Source organism: Acinetobacter sp. EKM10A (assembly GCF_011075215.1).
Classification (GTDB): Bacteria; Pseudomonadota; Gammaproteobacteria; order Pseudomonadales; family Moraxellaceae; genus Acinetobacter; species Acinetobacter baumannii.
This window is the reverse complement of the sequence record NZ_JAALLK010000002.1, coordinates 1-12,602: the sequence shown is the minus strand read 5'-3', so window position 1 is coordinate 12,602 and position 12,602 is coordinate 1. Positions and strand designations below refer to the sequence as shown.

Sequence of the window (12,602 nt, the reverse complement as noted above, 5' to 3'; positions counted from 1 at the left end):
TTTTTTATTTTTATATTATTTAAATAATTATTTAAAAACTAATATCACCTATTTTAATCAGATCAATAAACCAAATTAATATACTGAATAATATAAACTTTTAAAAATAATATATAAGACTTATTTTCTCAAAAAACCTCATCCATATTTTTTTACCAAACGTTTAAATTACTATATTTATCCCCTATTCCTCCTTTCGTTATTATGCAAAAAATGCATAAGTTGATATTTTTTTGCATTTCACACTGCTTCAAAATCGAGCAACAATCCCTTCCCATAACAACATCACCATATTCGATTCGGTTAATACTGATGCAAATTTAGGAAGATGAAATCAGTTACAGGACCGAACTGAACTACAAGGAAAGCTTTCAATCATCGTTATCCCATCTAAAAGATGATTGAACCCAAAGGATAGAGGTTCCTATGAAGCAAAAGAAATTGCTCAAGTATATTGTGGTTGCTATTTTACTAGGAGTATTGACGGGTTGGATCTGTCATCACTTCTTTAATGAAGGCGAGCAACTGAAGCAAATCGCTTCTTATTTCAACATCGTCACAGATATCTTTTTACGTCTCATCAAAATGATTATTGCCCCATTGGTATTTGCTACAATTGTGTGTGGCATTGTGTCAATGGGCAAATCAACTTCAATTGGTAGCATTACACTCAAGTCAATGACTTGGTTTATTACCGCTTCGTTTGTCTCACTTGCCATCGGTATGGGTTTAGCAAACTTTTTCCAACCTGGCGCGGCGCTAGACCTAGCATTACCAACAGCTCAACAACTTAGTAGTTCTTCTCTCCCAACAACTACTGGTTTTACCTTGCAATCATTCTTGAGTCACGTGTTCCCACGCAGCATTGCAGAAGCAATGGCGAACAATGATATTTTACAAGTCCTTGTTTTCTCTATTTTCTTTGGTTCAGCTCTTGCTTTTGTAAATCAGGGCAAAGAAAAAGACTCAGTTATCATTCGCTTAACTGATGAACTCAGTAAAATCATGTTTCGCATTACTGACTACGTAATGATGTTCGCACCTTTTGCAGTATTTGCTGCAATCGCTTCAGCAATTACAGTACAAGGCTTAGGCTTAATTGTTGATTATGGCATTTTAATCGCAGAATTCTACTTCGGTCTGCTATTACTTTGGGTCATTTTGTTCTCTGTTGGCGCAATCGTACTTAAAAAAGATATCTTCCGTTTAGGTAAATTGATCCGTGAACCTGTAACACTTGCTTTTGCTACAGCTTCAAGTGAATCAGCCTATCCTAAAGTTATGGATGCTTTAAATAAGTTCGGCGTGCCTAAAAAAGTGACTAGCTTCGTTTTACCATTAGGTTATTCATTTAACCTTGATGGTTCAATGATGTACACCACATTTGCGGTACTCTTTATCGCTCAAGCTTACAATATTGATCTGAGCTTCACTCAACAAATCTTGATTTTGTTAACGCTTATGGTGACAAGTAAAGGTATTGCGGGTGTTTCAAGAGCTTCTATTGTGGTTATCTCGGCAACACTCACAATGTTCCATTTGCCTGAAGCCGGCATTCTATTATTGCTTGGTATTGATCAGTTCCTTGATATGGGCCGTACTGCAACAAACGTAGTAGGTAATAGTATTGCGACTGCAGTTGTTGCCAAACTTGAAGGCGATAAAGTGGCTGATACTGAAGAATTACCAGAGCCTGTATTAATTAAATCAACTCAAGAACAAACAATCGCTTAAGTTTCCTTTTTCTCCCACTCTCCCAACTTAAGAGCAATTTTATATGACCTTATAAAATTGCTCTTTTTTTCTTCAAAACTAAACAATAAAAAGTTATCAGTATTTCTATATTAAATAATAGGCCAAATTACGGATTTTAATTCCTATTAAATTTCTTAAAAGTAAACCTTAAAAACAGAATAAAAAACAATCATTCAAAAATTTATATACTTAGAAATATGCACTAACTGATTATTTTTTAATTCAATTTATGATTAATTCATTATATTAAACAATTAAGATTATTATTTAATTCGAACATGAAAAATTTTATTTTATATTCTTAATAAATATAGTTTTAAAAATCAATTCAATAAATCCACCAAATGTTAAATAAAGGCCCAACCCAACCTATTATTTTTTAATTTTATAAAGACTAAAAAAACATTTGCGTGAATTATATTAAAAAGTAAATAAATTCAGATAAATTAGAAAAACTTAATAGATTTTTTATTTTTTTCATGATATTTATTAGCGCTGAATAAAAGCAATGATTAAATGATTGTTGTCGAAACAAAATGATATTCAAGGATGCTTTTATTCAAACAAGTTACGGATATGTTTTATATGGTATGTATTTTGCTTAGGAAAAGCAGGCGTATTCGGCAAACTTTATACTTCGTCACTTCATAAGGATATTTTCGATGTTGACTAAAACTGTTAAATCTTTCGGTTTAGCGATGGGCTTATTAGCCTGCTCTCTCCCACTTTACGCAAAAAACAATGTTGTTGTTGTCGCTACTGGCGGTACCATTGCTGGTGCTGGCGCAAGCTCAGCAAATAGTGCAACTTATACAGCGGCAAAAGTTCCAGTTGATGCTTTAATCAATGCAGTTCCTCAAATCCAAGATTTAGCAAATGTATCTGGTATCCAAGCATTACAAGTAGCTTCGGAAAGTATTACTGACAAGGAATTATTACAAATTGCTCGTCAAGTAAATGAACTTGTTAAAAAGCCAACTGTAAATGGCGTTGTGATTACACACGGTACAGATACTTTAGAAGAAACAGCATTTTTCTTAAATCTTGTTGTTCATACTGATAAACCAATCGTACTTGTTGGCTCAATGCGCCCATCAACTGCTCTTTCAGCAGATGGTCCACTTAACCTTTATAGTGCTGTTGCATTGGCCGCTTCTGATGATGCAAAAAATAAAGGCGTTATGGTTCTCATGAACGACTCTATTTTTGCTGCTCGTGATGTAACTAAAGGCATCAACATTCATACAAATGCTTTTGTAAGCCAATGGGGTGCTTTGGGTACACTTGTTGAAGGCAAACCATATTGGTTTAGACAATCTGTTAAACGTCATACCAATGCTTCAGAATTTAATATTGAAAATATTAAAGGTGATGCTCTTCCAACAGTACAAATCGTTTATGGTTCTGACTCTATGCTTCCTGATGCTTATGAAGCATATGCAAAAGCTGGCGCTAAAGCGATTATTCATGCAGGTACAGGTAATGGTTCTGTAGCGAAATATATCGTTCCAACATTACAAAACCTTCATGACAAAAACGGTATTCAAATTATCCGCTCATCACGCGTTCCACAAGGTTTTGTGTTACGTGATGCAGAACAACCTGACTCTAAATATGGTTGGGTAGCAGCTCATGATTTGAATCCTCAAAAAGCGCGTCTTCTTGCAGCCTTGGCACTTACCAAAACCAACGATGCGAAAGAAATTCAACGCATGTTCTGGCAGTACTAAAATTTCTAACCAGCCCAAATCAATTTGGGCTGGTTCTTTTTATTCACTTTAATTTTCTCTTTAAAAATAAAAGAACAACTTTGATCAATCCTTCACTTTCGTGTTCTCAACCTTCTGTTTAAATACTAAAATCCATAACAGTTGCCAAAATATTAAGCATTTCGTTTGAACTTTGCGTGTTAAACTATGCTGCGGTCGCATTAAGGATTGGTATATGCAGTTTGTTCATCTCGGTATTTACACAGAATTTTCGATTACAGAGTCGATTGTTCGCATACCCGACTTGGTCAAGACTGCGGTAAAGGATGAAATGCCTGCGCTGGCACTTACCGACTTATCTAACCTTCATGCTGCTGTAAAGTTTTATAACTCTTGCCTTAAGAAAGGCATTAAGCCAATTTTGGGTAGTGCAATCCGTCTTAATGATGCCCAACATCGTGCAACTTTGCTTGCAATGAGCGATATTGGATGGAAAGGACTGACTGAAATTGTTTCGCGTGGCTTTATTGAAGGCCAACAACTCAGTATCCCTTGTGTACAAAAAGAATGGGTCCTAGAGCAGCATCAAGATATTATTGTTTTACTTGGCCAACATAGTGATGTTGGGCAAATGCTTTGCTCATCTAACCCGCAAAAAGCAGAACCTTTACTTGAAGAGTGGATCGAAAAGTTTGGTAATCGTGTTTATCTAGCCTTAACACGTACTGATCGTCCTGGCGAAGAAGATTTTATTCAAGAAGCAGCCAAACTTGCAGCTAAATATAATATTGGTGTTGTTGCGCACAACGATGTGCACTTTATTGAAAAAGAAGATTTCGAAGCGCACGAAGCTCGTGTATGTATTGCAGATGGTTATGTTTTAGCAGATGATCGACGTCCACGCTTATATAGTCCAGAGCAATATTTCAAAACTTCTGATGAAATGATTGAGCTGTTCTCAGATATTCCTAGTGCTATTGAAAACACCTATCAAATCGCTAAACGCTGTAATGTCACTTTAAAGCTCGGTACTTACTTTTTACCTGAGTATCCAATTCCTGATGGTTTTACTATCGATACCTATTTTGAGCACTTATCAAAAGAAGGCTTAGAAGAGCGCTTAAATTACCTTTACCCTGTCGAAAAGCGTGGTGAAGACTGGCCTGAAATTCGTAAACCATATGATGAACGAATAGATTATGAAGTCGGAATCATCCTGAAAATGGGATTCCCTGGTTACTTCCTGATTGTCATGGACTTCATTCAATGGGCGAAAAACAATGGTGTCCCTGTTGGACCGGGCCGTGGTTCAGGTGCAGGTTCATTAGTAGCTTATAGCTTAAAAATTACAGATCTTGATCCACTTCGTTATGACCTCCTCTTCGAACGTTTCTTAAACCCGGAACGTGTATCGATGCCCGACTTTGACGTCGATTTCTGTATCGCAGGTCGTGACCGTGTGATCGATTATGTATCACGTACTTATGGCCGTGAAGCGGTTTCTCAGATTGCAACGTTCGGTACGATGGCTGCAAAAGGTGCGATTCGTGACGTTGCCCGCGTTTTAGGGAAGTCTTATGGTCTAGCTGACCGTATTTCAAAAATGGTTCCAACTAAGCCACTTGGTGTGGATTTGGCAACTGCGATTGAAATGGAACCTCAGCTTAAAGATATTGTTACCAACCCTTCCAACCCAGATAATGATGATGCCAGCGAAATTTGGGAAATGGCATTAAAGTTAGAAGGTATTACCAGAAATACAGGTAAACATGCCGGTGGTGTTGTTATTGCACCCGGTAAAATTACCGACTTCTCTGCTGTGCTTTGTGACGCAGACGGTACTAACCGCGTAGCACAGTACGATAAAGATGATGTAGAAGCTGCAGGTCTCGTAAAGTTCGACTTCTTGGGTTTACGTAACTTAACCGTTATTGAAGATGCTATTCAAAATATTAATAAAAACCGCGATAGCAATGATCCTTTAAACATTTCGCACGTCCCTCTCGACGACCCTAAAGCTTATTCTGTCTTTGCTGATGCAAATACAACCGCGGTATTCCAGTTTGAATCCGTCGGTATGAAACGAATGCTGAAAGAAGCACGTCCAAGTAAATTCGAAGAAATTATTGCGTTCGTATCTTTATATCGTCCGGGTCCGATGGATCTGATCCCAGACTTTATTCACCGTATGCATGGTGGAGAATTTGAGTATCTTCATCCATTGCTAGAAGGTGTATTAGAACCAACCTACGGGATTATGGTTTACCAAGAACAGGTAATGCAAACTGCACAGATTTGTGCAGGTTACACACTCGGTGGTGCTGACTTGCTCCGCCGTGCAATGGGTAAAAAGAAACCTGAAGAAATGGTGAAACAGCGCCAAATCTTCCTTGAGGGTGCTGGACAAAAAGGTATTGATGAAAGCACAGCTAACCATATCTTCGACTATATGGAAAAGTTCGCAGGCTATGGTTTTAACAAATCACATGCCGCAGCCTATGCGCTTGTTGCATACCATACAGCATGGTTAAAAGCCCACTATCCTGCCGAATTTATGGCAGCAGTAATGTCATCGGAAATGCAGAACACTGACAGTGTCGTATTTTTGATTGATGACTGCCGAAATAACGGACTCGAGGTCTTACCGCCATCAGTCAATATGTCGACTTATCATTTCCATGCGAGTGATGATAAAACCATTGTTTATGGTTTAGGGGCAATTAAAGGTGTTGGTGAACAGGCAATGCAGTCTGTTATTGACTCACGTCGCCAACAAGGGCCTTATACTGACCTATTTGATTTCTGCCATCGTATTGATTTGAAAAAAATCAATAAACGAACCTTAGAAGCACTTATCCGTGCTGGTGCGCTTGATTGTTTAGGTATTGAACGTTCAAGTCTAATGGCTCAATTGCCAGAAGCTGTACAAGCTGCCGAACAAGCACGTAGTAACCGTGAAAGCGGTATTATGGACTTATTTGGTGAAGTTGAAGAAGTTCAACGTAAACCAGCTAAACCTGTTAAGCCATGGAGTGATGAAGTTCGTCTCAAAGGCGAAAAAGATACACTTGGACTATATTTAACAGGTCACCCAATTGATGTTTATCGTCAAGAACTCAAAGCGTTTATTCCTGCAAAACTTAATGAAATTACCGCAACTCGTCGCGGTGTAACGACTGTTTATGCAGGACTCGTCCTTGATGTAGCGAATTTCCCAAACCGTGTTGTTATTGTGCTTGACGACGGAACAGCACGTATTGAAGTCAGCTGTAACCACGAACGTTTCCAACGCTTTAAAGATATTATTCAAGTTGAGCGCGTAGTCGTCTTTGAAGGCGAGATCTATGAGCGTGAAGGTTTTGATCGTCCAATGGGACGCTTGAACAAAGCGTTTAGCTTAAATGAAATCAGACAAAAACGCGCCAATAGTATTCAAATCAAATTAACCCATGATCTATTGCAACCAAGTTTGGCAAAAGATCTACAAAATATATTATTACCTTATTGTAATGTCGATATGCATCAGCATATTGCAATACAGTTACAGATTGACCAACCATATGCTCAGGCTGAGCTTCAGCTTGGCCCACAATGGAAAGTCGCTCCTTTAGATGAACTTCTTGCCAAACTAAGAGATTACTTTGGTAAGGATAATATTCATATTGAATATCAGGTAAAATCTAAGGCAGCTAAAGCAGCAGAACCTGTTCGTCCACAACCTGTTGCCTCACCTCCTGTGGACATGACTATTGATGATGCATTGGATTCATACCAAAGCGAAGTTTCTCAATATTCGTAATTTCTGGAAATCTTATGAGTTTGTTTGACGACACCGCTGTGTCAAAACAATTAGCACAAGTGCGTATTGTCATGGTCAATACCACTTTACCGGCTAATATTGGCAGTGCTTTACGCGCAATGAAAACGATGGGCTTGAGTAAGTTGGTTCTGGTTTCACCAAAAACGTATCCACATCCAGATATTCAGGCGCTTGCTGCTGGTGCACAAGATTTATTAGAACAGGTTGAAATTGTTGAAACACTCGAAGAAGCAATTAAAGATTGCCATTTAGTTTTCGGAACAAGTGCTCGAAGCCGTACTATTCCATGGCCTTTGTTAGATGTTCGCCCTGCTTCCAAAGAAGCAATCAAGGCGGCTGCTCAAGGACAACAAATTGCGATCGTTTTTGGGCGTGAAGACCGCGGTTTAACCAATGAAGAATTGGCTTTGGCAAATTATCACCTTACTATTCCTGTAAACTCGGACTATGGTGTACTTAACGTTGCTCAAGCGATTCAAGTAGTTTGTTATGAACTTCGTATGTCGGTATTAGAGCAAAAAGAAGTTGCTTCTGATGCTGAGCAAATGCCGCTTACTCAAGGTCAAAGCATGCAATGGGATGAGCCGTTAGTGACTCAGCAGCAAATGGAAGAGTTCTACCCTCATTTGGAAAAAATGCTCACCGAAATTGAATTTTTAGATCCAGAAAATCCACGTTTACTACCTTTACGCTTGCGTCGTTTATTTGGTCGTATACAATTAGATCGTATGGAATATCATTTACTTCGCGGTATTTTTAGTCGAGTCCAAGCCCTCACAAGCGGCAAATGGAAAAAAGCATCATCGGACAAGGAGGATCAATCCAATGCTTAAACAGCTTAAAGAAGATATACAGGCTGTATTCGCGCGAGATCCTGCTGCACGAAATACACTCGAAGTACTTACCACTTACCCGGGTATACACGCTTTACTTTTGCATAGACTTGCACATGAATTGTGGAAAAAAGATTGCAAAGGTACCGCCCGTTTTGTTTCGTCATTTAGTCGTTTTGCAACGGGTATTGAAATTCACCCTGGTGCTAAAATCGGCAAACGCTTCTTTATCGATCATGGCATGGGCGTTGTAATTGGTGAAACTGCTGAAATTGGTGATGATGTAACGCTATACCACGGTGTTACCTTAGGTGGTACGACTTGGAATAAAGGTAAGCGTCACCCAACTTTAGAAGATGGCGTGGTTGTCGGTGCTGGCGCGAAAATCTTAGGTCCATTTACGGTAGGTAAAGGCGCCAAAGTTGGTTCAAATGCGGTAGTCACAAAAGCAGTTCCTGCTGGTGTAACAGCTGTTGGTAACCCTGCACGTTATATCTATAAAGATGCCGACAAAACTAAAGATAAAGATGAAGAACGTCGCCGTGATTATGCACAAAGTATTGGTTTTGCTCCGTATGCGACTACTGCTGATCAATCTGACCCAATTTTAGAAGGAATGCGAGTTTTACTTGACCGTATTCAGCACAATGAAACGCGTATGAATAATTTGTGCCAGCGTTTGTCCGAACTTGACCCAACTTTCAAAAAAGAAAGTCAAGATGAACAGCCTTTTAGTGATGAAGAGCTAAAAATTCTTGAAGAAGTTCGCCGTGAATGCGGTGCGCAGAACAAGACATCAAAAACGTAATATTCTTGATTCATAATGTAACACGCTTACCCTTGCATGTCGGTTTAGGTTTTCCTAGACTTGTTGTACCTTATTTAACTTTATAAAATGAACGGAAGATCCTATGAATTTTAAGCCTTTGGCATATATCCTTCTTGCGACCTCAAGTTTAACAGCGTGTACCATGGCACCTGTAAAAGAACAAAAAATTGAGCCGTTTGTTTTTAAGGAACCAGAGCTTACACCTCCATTTTATGCATTAAACCCATTTAATTATGATGCTCCGCCTGCATTTGAAGTTGCTTTAAAAGAAGCTGCTGCACAGCTTGTAACCAAAATGGTTGTAACTCGTCAGGACGATCCAACCAAAACACTTACATTAGATACGAATAAACTGATTGTACCTACAGTCAACAACTCACAACGTTCAATGAAGTACGCAGTTTTAGCGGGCGATAATGAAATTGATGTAACTGAAATTGATGACTTCTTACAACTTGTTGAAGGTAAAGCGCGTCACTATCCGCCTCGTTTTACTGACCGTCAAGAACGTAAAGGCTTTGAAAGCAAACTTAAGGAAGTTACTCAGCGCTTAGATACTTTAGCTGCTAATCCAGATGCTTCATTTGATATTCTTATTCGTGCTTTTAAAGCAAGTGTACTTGCCCGTAACCTTGATTTAGGTACTGCTCATACCACTAAGTCTTTAGAATATGCACAAAGACTTTTAAAAGTTAATCCAGATGATGCTGAAGCGAATTTCTGGTTTGGTTTTGGTTTGTCTGAAGGTGGTGGTCAACGTGAGGCTATTCCGTATTTAGATAAAGCTATTAAAGGTAATGTTCAGGAAGCATATTTAGCCGCTGCAAATAACTATATTGCAATGGAACAAAAGAAAAATGCGGTTCAGACTTTAAAAAATTACAAGGTTAAATACCCTGATGAAGCTGAAGTAGCAGACCGTTTAATTCAAGAAATTGAAAAACAAGGTCGCTGGAATGTATGGCAAGTTTTAACAAACCCTGCTATGTCTTCTGCTACCCCAAGCGCAGCTACAAAAAAGTAAGCACTTAAACTTTAAAAAAGGGCTGATTTGACAGCCCTTTTTTTATGTTTGATCAATTGAAAAATACTTTAAAATTTGTATGATCAGCATATTACTGATCCACATATTTGACCATAATGTTTGTTAGAAAAAGAAACTCAGCGCTCTTCACGGTCATACTCCTCGGTTCAATCCTGAGTGGATGTCAGGTCGTCAATGTTAAGCAACAAGCTCTCAACGTTACTATTGCAAATGAGCGTAATAGTATTCTTACCCAAGATAAACTAAGTGAAGCAAGTCTTAATGTTTTGTCCATGTCAGGGCAAGAAGCTAAGGCCTGTACAGACTCCCCTGATACTTGTGTTAATCAACTTAAAAATCTGCCCCAAATTTTAGATGAACAGCTGTTATCGGCTGCGAGTGAAATGTATCTGGCGAAAGCAATGGCTTTGTCAGATTCTTCTGAATGTAAAATTAGTCGTTTCAGTAAACATAAGCCAACTGAAGAACAAAAAGTTATTCAAAATAAATATGATGAATGCTTAGATCAACAGTTAAGTCTACTCGATAAGAGTATCCGTTATAGCTATGCTTATCTGTTTTCTACAAAACGTCAGCCAACTGATCGTATTTTTGATAATAGACAAGTTCAGATACGCGACTTCTATAATCAAGCGATTGCCAAAATGGTCAGTGTGTATGATTTAAGGTATCCACAAAAAAATGTGGTAGAGCCACAAATCCATATTGGTAAGAGTGTATATTCAATTGATTTTGAGTTTCATAGACAATTATCTGGCCAAAAATTAGAAAAATTAATTTCAAGTTATAACTTAAATTTCTCAGGTTTAAGAACAATCAACCGTCGTGATGGTTTCGGTTCCGAATTTGTGGCTGTCTTCCCAAGTTCAGGCAAAGAAGACATTAATGAATACATTTTAGATCCACTTAATTACAGCTATAAAAATGGTGTAAATCCTAATATTCACCATGCACGTTATTTAGCGGCAACTATTGTTGCAGAGCCTAAACATGCCAAAACCGTTCAAGAAATTATTAATGACCCAGAATTTGTAATTCGGGTTTATGATCCTTATCGAACCGATAATATTAATGTCGCTGGTAAGCAGTATCCTTTAGCTGCAAACTTCTCAGCTCCTTATGGTCTGTGGTTAGCAGAAAACAACCTAGGTGTAGCGGCTTATTTGAGTTTGATTGATCGTGATCAGCACTTAACCATGCCGCATTTATATATGCTTGAACCTTATAACCCAAACAAAAAAATTATTGTGTTGGTCCATGGTTTGGCAAGTAGCCCCGAGGCATGGATTGCGCTCACCAACGATGTCATGGGCGATACTGTTTTAAGAGATAACTATCAAGTTTGGCAAGTTTTCTACTCGACCAATATGCCAATTCTGGAAAGCCGGTTCCAGATTTATGCCCTTTTGAAACAAGCATTCGGGTCGTTAAACCCAAGTGACCCTGCTGCGCATGATGCTGTGCTTGTTGGTCATAGTATGGGAGGAATTATTAGCCGTTTACTTGTAAGTGATGCTGATATTACTAAACCTGCCTTAGAGATGATGACGATCCGTCAGCAAAACCGTTTTAAGAAACATCCTATGGTGACTGAACGATTGCAAATGCATTCAATTAGTAACTTTGATCGTGCAATTTTCTTGGCATCGCCACACCGAGGTACGGATTATGCCGATCGTTGGTTTACCTTAGCAGCACGTAAAATTATCCGCTTACCAGGTGCTTTTTTATCAGCTGTTGCAACTTCGCTCACCACAGAAAATTTAGATATTAAAGATTTCTTGAATAATATTGATAATGGCCTGATTCAAAATGGACCAAGCGACTTAAGCCATCAATCTAAATTTATGGAACTCACTGAGAATATTAATCCACATCAAGGGTTAATCTTCCACTCAATTATGGGCAACATTACCAAAAGTGATGATCCAAATGTAATTACCGATGGTATTGTTCCCTATAAAAGTGCTCACTTAGAAGGTGCTAAATCTGAGAAAGTTCTACCGGGTGGACACTCCATTCAGTTAACACCACAAGCCGTATTAGAACTACGTCGTATTTTACGAGAGCATTTAGTTGAACATGGTTTGTATAAACCATAAAAAATAAAAAGAGCCAAAGGATATCCTTTGGCTCTTTTGTTTTAGGTTAGATTTTACTGCCCAGAACGAATGATGTAATCAAACGCAGAGAGTGATGCTTTAGCGCCTTCACCTGTAGCAATAATGATTTGTTTGTAAGGTACAGTGGTACAGTCACCCGCAGCAAATACACCTTTTACATTGGTTTCGTTGCGGTCATTGACAATGATCTCGCCACGGTTGGTTAACTCAACCTCACTGTCTTTTAGGAAGTCAGTGTTTGGAAGTAAACCAATCTGTACAAAGATCCCTGCAAGCTCTACCACATGCTCTTCATCAGTCGCACGGTCTTTATATTTAAGACCCGTTACTTGTGAACCGTCACCCAATACTTCTGTGCTTAAGGCATTCATAATCACAGTGGTGTTTGGCAAGCTATTTAACTTGTTTTGTAAGACTTGGTCAGCACGAAGTTTAGTGTCAAACTCAACCAGAGTTACATGCTCAACAATACCTGCAAGGTCAATTGC

General features: G+C 38.6%; 8 protein-coding genes. 7 read left to right on the top strand and 1 reads right to left on the bottom strand.

Features of this window, described 5'->3' with window-relative positions; all coding sequences use genetic code 11:
- Window positions 1-426: 426 nt before the first annotated feature.
- The 7 genes from G9371_RS02870 (at window position 427) to G9371_RS02840 (ending at window position 12,093) form a co-directional block, all read left to right on the top strand.
- Window positions 427-1,734 (top strand): dicarboxylate/amino acid:cation symporter, encoded by a 1,308-nt coding sequence (locus G9371_RS02870; RefSeq protein WP_000810598.1) that lies wholly within the window; start codon window positions 427-429, stop codon window positions 1,732-1,734.
- Window positions 1,735-2,417: 683 nt separating this feature from the next.
- Window positions 2,418-3,485, top strand: coding sequence for a type II asparaginase (locus tag G9371_RS02865; protein ID WP_000956445.1), 1,068 nt, complete (start codon window positions 2,418-2,420; stop codon window positions 3,483-3,485).
- Between the two features lie 214 nt (window positions 3,486-3,699).
- Window positions 3,700-7,263, top strand: a complete 3,564-nt coding sequence (gene dnaE, locus G9371_RS02860; protein WP_005124193.1) for a DNA polymerase III subunit alpha — start codon at window positions 3,700-3,702, stop codon at window positions 7,261-7,263.
- A 14-nt stretch (window positions 7,264-7,277) separates the two neighbouring features.
- The gene (locus G9371_RS02855) at window positions 7,278-8,117 is read left to right on the top strand and encodes an RNA methyltransferase (protein ID WP_029424412.1); all 840 of its coding nucleotides are present in this window, start codon (window positions 7,278-7,280) and stop codon (window positions 8,115-8,117) included.
- Entirely contained in the window at window positions 8,110-8,925 is an 816-nt protein-coding gene (cysE, locus tag G9371_RS02850) for a serine O-acetyltransferase (protein WP_000917698.1), read from the top strand. Before G9371_RS02855 ends, cysE begins: the two co-directional genes overlap by 8 nt.
- Window positions 8,926-9,028: 103 nt before the next feature.
- On the top strand, window positions 9,029-9,970 hold the full coding sequence (locus G9371_RS02845) for an ABUW_2363 family tetratricopeptide repeat lipoprotein (RefSeq protein WP_178088874.1): 942 nt from the start codon (window positions 9,029-9,031) through the stop codon (window positions 9,968-9,970).
- A 116-nt stretch (window positions 9,971-10,086) separates the two neighbouring features.
- On the top strand, window positions 10,087-12,093 hold the full coding sequence (locus G9371_RS02840) for an esterase/lipase family protein (protein WP_029424414.1): 2,007 nt from the start codon (window positions 10,087-10,089) through the stop codon (window positions 12,091-12,093).
- Between the two features lie 53 nt (window positions 12,094-12,146).
- Here G9371_RS02840 and G9371_RS02835 read toward each other — a convergent pair.
- A partial coding sequence (locus G9371_RS02835) for an FAD-dependent oxidoreductase (protein WP_032064945.1) occupies window positions 12,147-12,602 on the bottom strand: 456 nt, incomplete at its 5' end.